The organism is Pareuzebyella sediminis (genome assembly GCF_008367235.1).
In the GTDB taxonomy this organism is placed as follows: domain Bacteria; phylum Bacteroidota; class Bacteroidia; order Flavobacteriales; family Flavobacteriaceae; genus Pareuzebyella; species Pareuzebyella sediminis.
On sequence record NZ_VTZS01000006.1, the window covers coordinates 137,322 to 151,679 of the forward strand.

16 protein-coding genes are annotated in these 14,358 nt (G+C 40.3%); 8 read left to right on the forward strand and 8 right to left on the reverse strand.

Translation table 11 applies throughout. The features are described from left to right. Window positions 1–2: 2 nt before the first annotated feature. Window positions 3–692 (reverse strand): ABC transporter ATP-binding protein, encoded by a 690-nt coding sequence (locus tag F2B13_RS18460; protein WP_149275271.1) that lies wholly within the window; start codon window positions 690–692, stop codon window positions 3–5. Between the two features lie 76 nt (window positions 693–768). On the opposite strand from F2B13_RS18460, the gene F2B13_RS18465 reads away from it, so the two are divergent. Further along, on the forward strand, window positions 769–1,479 hold the full coding sequence (locus F2B13_RS18465) for an arylesterase (protein ID WP_232622959.1): 711 nt from the start codon (window positions 769–771) through the stop codon (window positions 1,477–1,479). A gap of 10 nt (window positions 1,480–1,489) precedes the next feature. On the opposite strand, the gene F2B13_RS18470 is transcribed toward F2B13_RS18465, so the two are convergent. Then, a complete protein-coding gene (locus F2B13_RS18470; RefSeq protein ID WP_149275270.1) occupies window positions 1,490–1,738 on the reverse strand; it encodes a hypothetical protein in 249 nt (82 codons plus the stop codon). Window positions 1,739–1,919: 181 nt separating this feature from the next. Then, complete coding sequence (locus F2B13_RS18475; RefSeq protein ID WP_149275269.1) at window positions 1,920–2,504, reverse strand: peptidoglycan DD-metalloendopeptidase family protein; 585 nt, start codon at window positions 2,502–2,504, stop codon at window positions 1,920–1,922. A gap of 338 nt (window positions 2,505–2,842) precedes the next feature. Between F2B13_RS18475 and F2B13_RS18480 the strand changes: the two genes are divergently transcribed. Continuing rightward, window positions 2,843–3,859, forward strand: a complete 1,017-nt coding sequence (locus F2B13_RS18480) for a malectin domain-containing carbohydrate-binding protein (protein ID WP_149275268.1) — start codon at window positions 2,843–2,845, stop codon at window positions 3,857–3,859. 123 nt (window positions 3,860–3,982) lie between these two features. Next, the gene (gene msrA, locus F2B13_RS18485; RefSeq protein ID WP_149275267.1) at window positions 3,983–4,669 is read left to right on the forward strand and encodes a peptide-methionine (S)-S-oxide reductase MsrA; all 687 of its coding nucleotides are present in this window, start codon (window positions 3,983–3,985) and stop codon (window positions 4,667–4,669) included. A gap of 362 nt (window positions 4,670–5,031) precedes the next feature. Here msrA and F2B13_RS18490 read toward each other — a convergent pair whose 3' ends face one another. From F2B13_RS18490 to F2B13_RS18500, 3 genes are read right to left on the reverse strand one after another with little or no spacing between them, the layout of a single operon-like run. Continuing rightward, complete coding sequence (locus tag F2B13_RS18490) at window positions 5,032–6,480, reverse strand: hypothetical protein (RefSeq protein ID WP_149275266.1); 1,449 nt, start codon at window positions 6,478–6,480, stop codon at window positions 5,032–5,034. Next, on the reverse strand, window positions 6,452–7,042 hold the full coding sequence (locus F2B13_RS18495) for a hypothetical protein (protein WP_149275265.1): 591 nt from the start codon (window positions 7,040–7,042) through the stop codon (window positions 6,452–6,454). The genes F2B13_RS18490 and F2B13_RS18495 overlap by 29 nt, the downstream gene beginning before the upstream one ends. After that, window positions 7,026–7,568 carry an RNA polymerase sigma factor gene (locus F2B13_RS18500; RefSeq protein WP_149275264.1) on the reverse strand — a complete coding sequence of 181 codons (543 nt, stop codon included), beginning with the start codon at window positions 7,566–7,568 and terminating at the stop codon, window positions 7,026–7,028. Before F2B13_RS18500 ends, F2B13_RS18495 begins: the two co-directional genes overlap by 17 nt. Before the next feature lie 108 nt (window positions 7,569–7,676). Here F2B13_RS18500 and F2B13_RS18505 point away from each other — a divergent pair, with 108 nt between their 5' ends. From F2B13_RS18505 to F2B13_RS18525, 5 genes are all read left to right on the forward strand, one after another. Next, window positions 7,677–8,579 (forward strand): aldose epimerase family protein, encoded by a 903-nt coding sequence (locus F2B13_RS18505; RefSeq protein WP_149275263.1) that lies wholly within the window; start codon window positions 7,677–7,679, stop codon window positions 8,577–8,579. Window positions 8,580–8,660: 81 nt separating this feature from the next. Further along, window positions 8,661–9,221 carry a DUF2911 domain-containing protein gene (locus F2B13_RS18510; RefSeq protein WP_149275262.1) on the forward strand — a complete coding sequence of 187 codons (561 nt, stop codon included), beginning with the start codon at window positions 8,661–8,663 and terminating at the stop codon, window positions 9,219–9,221. Between the two features lie 3 nt (window positions 9,222–9,224). Further along, window positions 9,225–10,283: a methylmalonyl Co-A mutase-associated GTPase MeaB gene (gene meaB / locus F2B13_RS18515; protein WP_149275261.1), complete on the forward strand. Its 1,059-nt coding sequence runs from the start codon at window positions 9,225–9,227 to the stop codon at window positions 10,281–10,283. Window positions 10,284–10,308: 25 nt separating this feature from the next. After that, window positions 10,309–11,268 (forward strand): glycosyltransferase family 2 protein, encoded by a 960-nt coding sequence (locus F2B13_RS18520; protein WP_149275260.1) that lies wholly within the window; start codon window positions 10,309–10,311, stop codon window positions 11,266–11,268. Next, window positions 11,252–12,136: a lysylphosphatidylglycerol synthase transmembrane domain-containing protein gene (locus F2B13_RS18525; RefSeq protein WP_232622958.1), complete on the forward strand. Its 885-nt coding sequence runs from the start codon at window positions 11,252–11,254 to the stop codon at window positions 12,134–12,136. Before F2B13_RS18520 ends, F2B13_RS18525 begins: the two co-directional genes overlap by 17 nt. Here F2B13_RS18525 and F2B13_RS18530 read toward each other — a convergent pair. Continuing rightward, a complete protein-coding gene (locus F2B13_RS18530; RefSeq protein WP_149275258.1) occupies window positions 12,133–13,791 on the reverse strand; it encodes an ArnT family glycosyltransferase in 1,659 nt (552 codons plus the stop codon). The two genes, F2B13_RS18525 and F2B13_RS18530, sit on opposite strands and share 4 nt — an antisense overlap. Beyond that, on the reverse strand, window positions 13,788–14,357 hold the full coding sequence (locus tag F2B13_RS18535; RefSeq protein WP_149304815.1) for a phosphatase PAP2 family protein: 570 nt from the start codon (window positions 14,355–14,357) through the stop codon (window positions 13,788–13,790). The genes F2B13_RS18530 and F2B13_RS18535 overlap by 4 nt, the downstream gene beginning before the upstream one ends. Between the last annotated feature and the right edge of the window lies 1 nt (window position 14,358).

The window sequence follows — 14,358 nt, forward strand, 5'->3', positions numbered from 1 at the left end:
GCTTACGACTGTACCATGGTTTCGTTCGCCATTATTCTTCCTCCTTTTAACCTTAAAATACGTTCGTTTTTTCGCGCCAGATCAAGGTCATGCGAAACAATAACCAAAGTAGTACCCAATTCTTTATTAAGCTCAAATAACAGTTTTATAACCTTTTCTCCTGTTTCCTCATCTAAGTTACCCGTGGGTTCATCGGCGAACAAAATCGAGGGGGCGTTAGAAAATGCCCTGGCCAAAGCCACTCGTTGCTGTTCTCCCCCGGAAAGCTGTGAAGGGTAATGATGCAGACGATCGGCAAGGCCGACTTTCTGTAAAAGGTCTTTTCCACTATTACTAGGATTCTTGACACCTTGTAGCTCTAAGGGTACAATAACATTTTCTAATGCGGTCAGCGTAGGCAGTAATTGAAAATTTTGAAAAATAAATCCTACTTTTTGATTGCGCAGTTGTGCCCGACCGTCTTCATCAAGGGTACTTAAATCAGTGCCACAAAGTTCTACAGTACCCTTATCAGGACGATCTAGACCCGCACATAAGCCCAAGAGGGTCGTTTTACCGCTACCTGAAGGACCCACGATGGCAAATGTTTCACCTTCTTCAATTTCAAATGTTATGTCATCAAGTACGGTCAAATCTTTCGAGCCGTTGGAATACGTTTTCCTCAGATGGTTCACGTTTAATATCTTTGCCATGAATTTCTTTTGATTTTTTTTCAAATAAGTGGTCTACCCAAGATAACATGGGGAAAATAAGCAATTGAATTCGATTATGACACCAAGGCTAATGCACAACTTCTTAAAATTTCGTTATTTTTTATTGGTACTCTTTATTCTCTCCTGTGGAGAGACGCCAAAAAAAAAGAATCAGGACAATGAGGCACCACCGACTGAAGCCCCAAATGAAACTGTAAGGGCCAATGATGAAAAAGTCATTCTGTTTTTTGGAAACAGCCTTACCGCAGGATATGGTCTAGATACCGAGCAGGCATTTCCCGCATTGATTCAGAAGCGATTGGATTCTCTAGGATTTGACTACTCGGCCATCAACTCAGGCCTCAGTGGCGAAACCACCTCCGCAGGACTAAATCGATTAAACTGGGTGCTCGACCAAAGAGTAGATGTTTTTGTATTGGAATTAGGTGCCAATGACGGCCTTCGAGGAATACCTCTAGAAGAGACGCGTGAAAATCTACAAAAGATTATTGATCTGGTCCATATGAAAAACCCTGAAACGAAGATTGTTCTCGCCGGCATGCAAATTCCCCCTAACATGGGCGAAACCTATACCAGTCAATTCAGAAAAATTTTCCCCGATTTGGCGCAACGCAACAAGGTTGCCCTAATCCCATTTTTGTTGGAAGGTGTTGCCGGAAACCCGGCATTGAACCTTGAAGATGGTATTCATCCTACTGCGGAAGGTCATAAAATTGTAATGGAAAACGTATGGGAAGTCTTAGCAAACATCATACCCTCTTCCTGAGATCGAAAAATTACACCCATTTACACCCTTTACCTTTTATTTTAAAAAAGAGTTCCCTTTTTACCATATTGTTTCTGCTTCGATAGACCATGGCCAATTCATTTTTCAGGGAGTCTGGAAAAGTGGATTCTTGAGGTAGTACTTTTTTCGATAGTTTTAAAGGCTCTACTTTATCTTTATGAATTGTAGCATCGGATTGCCGTGCATGACCAGCAATTCCGATACCAATGATGAATACTAAAAGTAAAACTAATCGCATGACTACCTTTTTTCTATGGTTATAACCCCCCAAAGGCAGAATTCGGCTTTATAAATTCGATAAAACACACCAAAACAACGATGAAATGCTAAAACATCGACATAGCGTTCAATTTTGTAGTCCGAAACTTTTCTTTTGTAGGAACATTTTATCGATAAAAAATGTATTTCATCGATAATTTCTAATTCATTTTCAATATACAATTTGGGTCAGGGCAGTTCTTTTTATAGAATTGGAGGTCTTTTTGAGAGCATACACCCGGATAATCCCCCTCATTGCCCTCAAGATCCATTATCACTTGAAAATGTAGGTGGGGCGCATAGTTGACATTAATATCGGAGCTGCCAAGTGCGCCCAATATATCTCCTTTTTCGAACCTCTTCCCCTTGTACAGACCATTAAGCGACTCGACCGATAAATGGCCATATAACGTAAAGAAGCTGAAGTTCTTTAGCCGATGGCTTAAAATAATCGTTGGACCATAATCCCCCCTTTGGGTATTGTTTTTAAAACTATGAACTTGCCCTGGCAAGGGAGCGACGACCTTGGTGCCGACCTTGGTCCAAAAATCGATTCCCAGATGAATATTTCGTAAATCTTCACCACTTTGAAAATTGATGTTGCCGAGATATAGATTTCTTTTTTCCAAATAACCACCATAGACCACACTCGCACGTAGCCTACTCATTTCTTGATCGATAAATTTCTGACAGGTGTGGGGGTCTGAGAGCTTCAGGTTTTTCCTTATCGCGTGTTGACTTGACATGTCAATATTTGAATAAGCACCCAATGGTATGGCATTGTCTAGAATCAGAACAGAATTTTCAGGAACTGACGAAAAACATGCTTCAAAATCTATCACCTCTTATTATGGATTAACGGGATACTATCAATTATAAACCTCTGTAAACCTAAAAAAAAATGATAATAGGCTTGTACCTATGATAGGTTTTTAAATCTTACAGGTTATAAAGACGTTCCTGACGGATTCTTTAGTATTTAGTCGATAAAATCAAAATAATGTTGGTAGAAGACTACGATTTCGATAATTTGCACGTTCTTTTGAAAAAGAAAAATGAGTAATTACTAAAAAAACAATGCATTATGAAGCATAATTTAATTATTAGGTTTTTCCTAATCCCCCTATTACTTTTATCCATAGTTGCCGTACCTGTAGCCTGTAGCAGCAGTGATGACAGTCCGGAACCAACTCCACAGCAACCTGAAGAGCCTGAAGAGCCTGAAGAGCCAGATCCAGTAGCCGATCCCACCAACGCGAATACCACGATTGAAGCCACCACGCCTGAGAACACCAATGGTACGTCTACCTCTACCGTAACCGTACAATTGGCAGAAGCCGATGGCACCCTCATGACGGTTAGTGGAGGTACAGTTGCCTTAGACATTACAGGAGATACCGCTAGCATCTCTTCGGTCACCGATAACGGTGATGGTACCTATACGGCAACCGTTACTAGTGATACCGAGGAGACTATTACGGTTTCAGGAACCTTGGATGGTACAGATATATCGGATACTGCAGTAATTACCTTAAACCCCGATGACTCAAACCCTTCACAGGAAATAGAGCAGTCAACTGAGCCTGTTGGCCCTTCAATTTTACGGATTAACAGTGGTGGGCCAGAGGTAACCTATGGTGACGTGACCTTCTTGGCCGATCAGTATTTTACCGATAATACGGAGGCCTATACCAATCCGTTCGTAACAGAAATAGATGGTACGGATATGGATGAACTATTCTTGACCGAAAGGGTGACAGAAAACGACGTTGATGTTAGAGGACCATTTTCCTATGATATTCCGGTAAGTAATGGCACATATACCGTCAAACTTTATTTTGCGGAGATTTACTGGGGCGTTGAAAACCCACAGGGCCTTGAAGGTGGTGTAGGAAGTAGAATTTTCAATATTTCTATGGAAGGTACTCCGATATTTACAGCCTATGATCTTTATAAAGAGGTAGGTGCGGCCACAGCTTCCTTTAGAATGTACGATGTCGAAGTAACCGATGGTGAATTGAACATAAGCATTGAGGCTTCAGTCAACAAACCTAAAATTTCGGCTATTGAAATTTTCGGCAACGGAACTATAGGTTCTTAGATATAGCATTTTTCATTAAATTCATAGACCCTTCGAAAAATTTTCGAAGGGTCTTATTTTTTTGAACCAGCTCCGTAAGTTTTCGTATACATTATAGACTAAATACATAAAACGCATATGAAGATGTCATTACCAAAAATTTTATTGTCCGCTTTAGCCTTGGCGCTATCGACCTCTTGCCAATCGAATACGAATAAAAAAGTGAATAGCAGCGATAATCAACCTACTGCAGCGTTAGTTAAACCTTCACAACAAGATTTAGACCAATATGAAACTGCCTATTTTGCCAGTGGATGTTTCTGGTGCGTAGAGGCCATTTTCGAGAGCGTAAAAGGAGTTAAGGAAGCTGTTTCGGGGTATGCAGGTGGATCGGAAAAAAACCCCACGTACGAACAGGTCGGCGCGGGCCTTACAGGGCATGCAGAAGCTGTAAAAGTATATTATGACCCAAAGGAAATTTCTTTTACCGCACTAGTACAGGTTTTCTTCGGTTCCCATGACCCCACTACACTCAACCGCCAAGGACCAGATCGGGGACCTCAATATAGATCAATTGCTTTTTATGAAAATGAAAAGGAAAAGAAAATCATTGAAAGTTATATCAAAGCTCTTAAAGATCAGAAGGTGTACGGTAACGACACCATCACAACCGAGGTAATGCCCCTCGATAAATTTTACAAAGCTGAAGAATACCACCAAGATTATGAGCGAAAGCATCCCAATAACTCATACATAACGAATGTCTCCGTTCCTCGACTGAATCGATTTAAGCAAAATTTTCAAGAGTATCTTAAAAAGGAGGTTCATTGAAAATGACAAATCGTTAAATAAATACTTTTTAGAACAGCTCTCTTTTAAAGACAGCCTACTAGATGATGTTAACCTAACACCTGAAAAATTTAGGCCAAAGGTTTATGGTGTACTTCGTAGCACACCGAATAATGAAATTTGAACCTAACCGGACCAATATCCTTATATCGAAACCTCCAAGAAAGGGCGTATCGCAAAAAAAGTATAATTTAAAGGAAGGTAAACAATTGAGGCGTGTTCAGCTGTCAAAAAAATGACTGTAAAGAGTAGACGAACAGCTAATCGGTCCGTGTTTATATGGAGCGAAGAGAAAAGGGTGAACTAATGTCACCATTTTTTTGGAGCTAGGGATTAGGACAGAGCTAGTTCAAATTGATTTCACTGTACTTCGCAGTAAGAGTTATTGATTGTGCAGCATCTTTATGAAGATAATACCCCCTCAGTATCTCATTGCCATGGTTGGTTGTCTTTTTCACTTTCAGGTCATTAGGCCCTTCGAAATCAGAGTCCGTACTATTCACGTAAATAGTGTACGCCGTTTTTGGCAGGTTACAGAACAACTCTGCATTCTGCATAGAGATATCCAAGGTCTCAAAATCCTTGGATATCGTTTTAATCAAAATAGGCCCGAAGTCATTTTTTATAAATGCCGTTTTCATAAGGTTTTCGATGGTGACATCCGAAGATATGGCATTCAGGCGCAAGTTAAGTACCTCCTTTAAGTCAACACTCGCAGAGTAGTCGGCCTGTAGCTGACCATAGTTCCACTTTTCAACACTAACAGGGCTGTAAGAAGCCGAAATAGTGGTCTTATCACCATCTATTGTTGTGGCAAACAAACTTGCATGAGATAGCGTAGCGTTCATGTTTGTGGTGCTCTCCGCTAATTTCACCTCTCCATGACGAACGTTCAACTTTAATTTCGTCGATTTGGGCATTCTTATTTTGATGGTTTTTTTCACCTTATAGTTCTTATTTTCTCCCTGAGATTTGAAATAAAAGGTATTTGATCCGGCAGGAATGTCATCATGATGTAGAAAAAAAGACGGTGTGGAGTCTTGGGTTGCCCAGTGTTTTTGATTTCTTTCCAAGCGTCTTTGCTGCGCCTCCATCTGCCTTTCGACACGCTTGGCACTGGCTTTCGCAATTGCCTCAATTCGCTCGGCCTGCTCCTCCATTCTTTTTTCCTCTATTTTCTCTCGCCTCTTTTCCATCTCCTTTTGCTTCACTTCCATTTTACGTTGCCATTCTTCCATCTTTTTTTGATAGGGTTCGCCAAAATTCTTCTCGAAGTTTTTTTGCCAGTTTTTCAAATAAGCCTCTCCATCCTTTTTATAGGCCTCATAGTCAAAATTTGGATTTGGAGGTGGGGGCATAGAGGGCAAATCGCCAATGTCTGAAAAATCAAAATCAAAATCGAACGATTCAAATTCGGGCATTTCGGGAATTTCCACATGAATGTTTGTAAGATTTTCATGATGTTGAAAAAACCATGGCCCAGTATTACGGCTGTTAAGCACAACCTTTTTGCTGTTTCCCACAATTTCGAAGCCCTCGCTATCAAAATAATTTTTGGCTTCTTCCTCGGACACCCCTTCCAATTCAATAGTAGCCTCAATGGATATCTCATCCTTGTTCCAAGTATCGAATTCAATATCGGCATAACTGGTATTAATTTCGAGAACACTATTTTCCGAAACGTTGAACCTTTCAGAAAATGTTTTCTCTCGCTTTTGTCCATAGCCTCCTATGCTGATTAGACATAGGAGCATAGTAATGGACTTAAACACTTGTTTTCGTAACTGTTTCATTTTTTGATGATTTTAATTGATTTAATTTCTCTTTTAACTTGTGCATTAATTGTAAACGTAGCTGTAGGTTCTTAATCATGGCCGTTATGGTCTGATCGTTGGGACCAATATCATTGAGCTCTACGTTCAATTTTTTATACTCTTCGTTCAGTGTGCCGAGTTGTTCCATATAACTATTGACCAATGCCTTATTTTGATGTGATATCTTCAAATGCGACAGCTCGAGATTGATATTGGCTACATAGTAGTCTTCAATTTTTTTTAAATCGGGCGAGAGATCTCCCAATGAAATACCGGTATCGACCTCGTTGACCCCATTTTTATCGACAACGGTCCCATGCCCCGGTACCCCTACCCTCAAACTACCAAAATAATAGATGGCACCTCCAATCGACAACACTACGCATGCCGCTATAGCTAATAAGAAGCCATAGGAACCTTTTTTCTTGGGAGGCATTTCACGCTCTAAACGTGCTACAAATCGTGCCTTATGTCCTTCTTTCAAAGTGCCTTTGTTCGATTGTCTTTCCTTTTCAAAAAGCTTTCTAAGATCCTGTGCCATAATTCTTATTTTTCAATACTGTTTTCAAATGCCCTTTACCCCTTGATAAACGTGTGCGGCAAGCCGTTTCGCTAATATTCAAAATCTGCGAAATCTCGCTATGATCATAGCCTTCTATCAAGTATAACATTACGACATACTTGTACTTTTCAGGCAGTTGATCCATCGATTCCTTTACCTGTTCTATGGTTATACCCTCTTCTACCTTCCAATCTTGATCGTCTTCGATATGCATGTAAGTTTCATCCAATGTTACGGTTTGCTGTTTCTTACACTTTAAAAAATCGATGCTTTTATTGATGACAATCCGTTTTAACCAGGCCCCAAAGGTGACTTCGGACTTAAACTGATGAATCTTTTGAAAAGCTTTAATAAATGATTCTTGTAAAACCTCTTCAGCATCTTCGGTATTTCTCACAAAGCGCAAGGCCACATGAAACATGCCATCGCAATATTGCTCATACAGCATTAATTGTGCTTTTCGATCGTTTGCCTTACATTTTTCAACTACATCGATTTGAAACATTGGCCGGTTTCGGTGTTTTGTTTTGTGATATTCTATTTATAAGGACGAAGGAAATATTTACATGTTGCAAAAAACAGGTATTTTTGCCCTAATTTTAATGCTATCCTTTTGAAACAAGTTACATTACAAAACGAGAACATCATTTTAGTCGTACTCGATTATGGTGCCGTGATTCAAAAATTGTTACTTAAAGATAAAAACGGACGCTATACGAATGTTGTTGTGGGCTTAGAATTTCCCAGCAAATATATAGAGGATAAGACTTCACTTGGAGCCTGTGTGGGAAGATATGCCGGTCGTATCTCAAAGGGCTTTGTATTAGACAGGGAGACCTATCCTCTTTATACTATCAATGGAGTGCACTTACATGGTGGAAAAGAGGGCTTCGCAAAAAAACAGTGGACCATAGATAAAATTGGTCGTGAAGATGAACCATTTGTTCAGCTTTCTTATCTAAGTAACCATTTGGAAGAGGGGTATCCTGGAAATCTTAAGGCCTCAGTAACCTATAAATTGGTGGACAATGCCTTACATATCATTCACGAGGCGATTTCTGACAGAACTACCGTCGTAAACCTCACCAATCACTCCTATTTCAGATTAGATAGTGAAGACACGGTAAGCGATTATCGGTTACAATTAAACTGCTCTCACTACGCAGAAACGCTCGAAAATCTTGTTCCTACTGGGAATTTACTCCCTACCAAAGGAACACCCTATGACTTTTTATCGGAAAGGCCCATAGGGCAACAGCATTTAGACACACCTTTTATTACCGATTTAAAAGCAAAAACTGCGGCAAAAGTATCGTCGTTGAAATCAGGAATCTCAATAGAAGTCATTACGAATCAGCCTGCCGTGGTGGTTTATACCCCCGTAAAGATTCCGGCGATTTGTTTTGAAACCCAGAACCTTCCGGATGCCCCTAACCACAATAACTTTCCAAATTGTATTTTGCGGCCTGGGGAAAAATACAGGAACGTTTCTGAATTCCGTTTCGTTCAAAATTGAAAGTACAACCTTCGCCCTGAGGTGTTTATATTGTAATGTGACCTCTAATTTGTAATTTAACAAGAACTAACATAAAAGTAAATGAAATATCTAAAATGGGGACTGATCGTTCTCGGGCTATTAACTCTATTATTTTTCTTGGTATTCAGGCCCTATATGCGCGATCAGACCAAAAAACATAGCCCGGAAAAGGTAGCGGCCTTTGATCAGGGCGGATTTGACCTTACCGTAAAGTATTCCAGTCCATCTAAAAAGGGCCGAAAAATATTTGGCGGTTTGGTACCTTATGACCAAGTATGGCGCACAGGGGCCAATGAACCGACCACATTCACCACAGGGTCGGATATCAAAATTGGGGGAAAAACCCTACCATCGGGGACATACTCTTTATGGACCATCCCTGGAATTGACAATTGGACGGTCATTTTTAATGAAGACATTCCCGATTGGGGCGTTACCTTGCTTAGTGGTGGTAGCGAGACCGCTCGTATTCCCGAAAAAGATGTGCTCAAGGTTGAAATACCGTCGGAAGAAACCAAGGAAACCATTGAAAATTTCACTATTGATTTCAAGGTTGAACAAGAACTATATATGTCGATTGCTTGGGAAAAGACGAACGTGGAGATACCGATTAAAAGATAAACATTGGCTATAAATAAAAATTCGCCTTTCGTTGGCCGTTTAAATGCTAAAAGGAATAGGAAGAATGAACCGGTCGTTGACGATTTGATATCTGGTATCTTTCGAGGCGATAAGGTAGCTCTTGCCCGGTCGTTAACTTTAATAGAAAGTACCCTCCCCGAGCATTTTAAGAAGGCAGAAGAAATTGTGGAACGTTGTCTCGAATCAAAGACCGATAGTATTCGAATAGGTATCACCGGCGTACCAGGTGTCGGTAAAAGTACATTTATAGAAACCTTAGGTACATTGCTTGCCTCCCAAGGACATAAAATAGCAGTTTTGGCCGTTGATCCAACGAGCAAGCGAAGCAAGGGAAGTATTCTCGGGGATAAAACCCGAATGGAAACCTTATCGAAAAATGAAAGAGTCTTTATTCGTCCATCCCCTAGCGGGCAAACTCTGGGGGGCGTTGCCCGAAAAACAAGGGAGAGTATTATTCTATGTGAAGCTGCAGGGTATTCCATAATCTTGGTGGAAACCGTTGGTGTAGGGCAAAGTGAAACTACGGTACACGGTATGGTCGATTTTTTTCTATTACTGATCTTGGCGGGTGCGGGTGATGAATTACAAGGGATAAAAAGAGGAATTTTCGAGATGGCCGATGCCATTGCCGTCAATAAAGCAGACGGTACAAATCTTAAAAATGCAAGAATTGCCGAAATCGAGGTCAGCAAAGCCATGCATTTGTATCCGCCCAAGAAAAATGGCTGGAGGCCCAAAGTACTGCATATCTCGGCCATAGAGGATATTGGTGTGAAGAAAATATGGAAAATCATATCTGATTATACTATAGCACAAAAGCTATCGGGTTCCTTTCTCGAAAAACGAAAACAACAAAACAGGGATTGGTTCTTTGAATCTCTGGAAAATCAACTGAAATCAGACTTTTATACCCATAAAATTATACAGGAAGCCTTGGAACCATTTGTTCAAAAGGTCGTTGCCAATGAGATTTCACCTTTTAGTGCCGCCCGTCAACTAATAGCTTTGATCAAAGCAGTGCCGAACTCAAGAAAATCTTAACTTTGCATTAATTATCAGCCGATCAATGAACCCAGCCACTTCTTCTTTGCTTTCCATAGTGATACCACTTTACAACGAAACCGATAACGTGGTGCTACTGACCCAAAAAATACATGAGAGCCTGGCAGGCTATAATTACCAAATTATTTATGTCGACGACTTTTCCCAAGATGGTACCCGCCAAAAGGTAACTTCGATGAACGATGAAAAAGTACATCTCATTGCCCTAAAAAAAAACTATGGTCAAAGTTTGGCCTTGGCGGCAGGCATCGATTATGCAGCGGGCGAATTCATCATAACGATGGATGGTGATTTGCAAAACGATCCTAGCGATATACCCGAAATGCTATCGTATGCTATTACCGAAGAATTTGATGTGGTAACCGGAATACGCCAAAATCGTCAGGATTCCTGGATCAAAAAAATACCTTCTAAAATTGCTAATTTTCTCATTCGGCGGATAACTAGATTGAATTTACAAGATAATGGCTGCGCCCTGAAGGTTTTTAAAAAAGATATTGCCAAAGAGCTTAATTTATATGGTGAAATGCACCGATTCATTACCTTGTTGGCTTATTTGGAGGGAGCCCAGATCAAACAGGTGGCAGTAAAGCATCATGCACGGAACGCCGGTGTCTCCAAATACGGACTCGAACGCATTTTTAAGGTCGTTGCAGATATGATGCTACTACTCTTTATAAGAAAATATTTTCAGCGCCCTATTCATCTCTTCGGAATTTTTGGTTTTCTACTCATTATTTTAGGCATGCTGATCAATATATATTTATTGGTCGTAAAACTTGGCTTTGGAGAAGATATAGGTACCCGTCCCCTATTAATGTTCGGAATGATGTTCATTTTGGCCGGCATTCAACTATTTACTATTGGTATTGTTATGGAGTTGCTCATACGCACCTATTACGAATCGCAAAAGAAGCGACCCTATCGTATCAAAAAAATAACGATTGGTGGCAAATCTTCGTAAAAAGGGCATTGCCTTTGTTAAAATTGTCATTAGTCTAGCCCTTGTCTATTTTATTTTTACCAAGGTTGATCTCGCAGAGGTGGCTACCCTTCTTAGAAAAACAAATCCGTTTTATCTTATCGGTGCATTTTTATTGTTCATACTTTCGAAAATCATCGCAGCTATTCGCTTGAACCTTTATTTTCACCAGGTTTCGGTCAAGCTAACACAACTAAGCAATCTTAAACTATACGCCCTCGGTATGTTCTACAACCTTTTTCTTCCGGGAGGTATCGGGGGTGACGCCTATAAGGGATACCTTATCAAAAAGAAATTTGGAGTGCCCACAAAAAAAGCATTGTCCGTTTTGGTATTAGATCGTCTATCGGGGTTACTCTTATTGTTTATCTATGCCTGTATCCTGGCCATTCTTATCGGTGCTGAAAGCCTGAAGGTACCCACCTTCGTGATTTTACTCCTAATTTGCTTGAGCATATTATTTTTCTGGATAATCAACAAAAAGTTTTTTTCAAACACCTTCCAAGTATTCTGGAAATCTTTCGGTTTGTCGGCATTGGTACAGCTGGCACAATTGGGCAGTGCTTGGTGTATACTAGCCGCCCTGAATCTTGAGGCCGATGCGATAGCCTACCTTTTTATATTTCTTCTCTCTTCGATAGCCTCTGTACTTCCTATAACCATTGGTGGCGTCGGTAGCCGTGAAATTACTTTTTATTATGGTTCGAGCTGGCTCCACGTAGACCAAGACGCTTCAATAGGCATTAGTATGATTTTCTTTTTTATTACCGCCATAGTTTCCCTTTGGGGTATAGGATACCATTTCAAAAAACCGACCCTTGACGTTGAAAAACAATCATATAATGATTAGTGTATTCGTATGAGATGAACCCTATCTAAAGTTTTTTTACGGGTCGAAGGATTTAAAAAATTCATACTGAGCCGGGTAATTCTGAATTGCGGCCTAGTATATTGTATATCCCAATCCAGGCCCAACTGCTGAAATTTTCTAAGATCTGCATTATTGATGTATACCCAGATTTTTTTTTGTCCCCTTATTTCTTCAAAAGTGGTCAACTGTACGGGCTTTTGATTGTAAAAATCCAGCGCCCAGGTATGATCATTGGAAACCTTATAGATATTCTCTACTGGAATATTTTGTTCTGAAATTACGGATGCCATGCTTGATCCAGCCTGAAATGTCAATAAATGCGGATAGAAATGGAGGTTAAGAACAGCGTTTAAAAGAATGGAGCAACATGCAGAAATAGTTATTAAGCGCATAAAGAACGATTCATGCCTCAAGCTAAAAAAACCGATAATGCAAGCCAAGGTAATCAGAACCATAGGTATTAAGGGTTGCTCGAAGGTGAAAACATAATAACAAAGTAAAAGGGAAGCAATAAAAACAATACTGAGAACGAAATACTGTATTACCATTAAGACCTTCAGCGTTTTTCTCTGAAGTGTTATATAGAGTTCATTGAGATAACCAGCGGTTAAAACTGCAAATAGAGGTATGGTACCGTTCAAGTAATGGGGCAACTTGAACTGCGAAAAACTGGCAATCAAAAAAAAGAGAGCGATACCCCCTAAGGTCAAGGCTTCCTTATTTTTGGAATAGCTAAATTTTGTTGTGTAGAGTGCTCTAATCCGATTGCCGAAAGCTGCAATTCCCAAAATGGTCCAAGGTAGAAATACCCACAAATACGTGTGGAAAAAGAAGAAGAAATCGCTGCTATTACTTCCCATACCCTCTCCACTCATCCGCTCGAAACTCTGTTCCCAAAAAATAAAGAAAATACCACTTCGACCGCTTTTACCGCGAATTATCTTTTCTGGGTGGAGGTCAAATTGATGATAATACGCGTAGAGCATCGGGGTAATAGTCAACACAAATACCGCTAGGGCAACAATTACCTTCCAATGGAATATAACGCTCCATCTTCTAGTGTAGGCCAAATGGCTCAATATAGCAAGACCTATGGTCAACAAAGCCAACTGACCTTTAGTCGAGAACGCAATACCGGCACCAAAAGCACCAAGAATAATAGCAGCAAGCGACTTTTTATCAATGTAAACGGCCAACTGCCAAATGGAAAAAATACCGAAGCCGGTCAATACCGCATCGGTACGCACATCGATAGCTGCCAGAACAATGGTTTGGGCGGTCATAAAAATTAAGGCCGCCAATCGTCCTGAATCCTTATTGTACAATAATTTACCCAAACCATACGCACTATAGGCCCCTAAAAGAATAGCCAAAATGCCTGGGATGCGATATGCCCAATCATGTAGCCCGAAAATTTTAAAAGAAAGAGCCGCCAGCCAATAATGCATATGGGGTTTGTCAAGATACTCCTCGGTACCCTTGAAGAGGTTCAAGAAATCATTTTCCTGAACCATTCTCATTGCCATCACCGCAAATTGTGCAGAATCGTTTTCGAAAAGGGTTACGAACATTCCGGCGATATACACCAAAACAATCAGGACCATCAAAAACCAATACCTAGAGTTAGATATCATAGGGTAGTGTTCTCGAGGGCAAAGATATACAACTTTACAAATAACCAGCTAAAAATAAGGCCGACCAGAGCGCCTGACAGTACATCCATCGGGAAATGAACACCAATATAAATACGACTGTAAGCAACCAGAATTGCCCAAACCGTCAAAAAGATTCCTATGTAGCGATATTTTGGGCTCAATAAGAAAGTAAAGAAAAAAGCTATTGCAAAACTATTGGCCGCATGTGCCGAAAAATAGCCAAACCGTCCTCCACAGGAATTTTTCACCAATCGTACCAATTCTGCTAGTTCGGGGTCGTAGCAAGGTCTTAAACGTTTCACGCCATACTTGAAAAAATTGGACAGTTGATCCGTCGCTAAAATCATAATGGCAACCGCTACGAGCATCAGCAATGTCTTCTTTAGACCTAATTGCCTATAGGATAGTAGCAGTAGTGCCACATATACTGGAATCGCGCTTAGCTTATGGGTCATAAACATCCAAAAACCGTCCCATGATGGGTTGCCCAGCTTATTCAAAAAAAGAAATAGCTCTTTGTCATATTGGATAAGCGCTTCCCACATA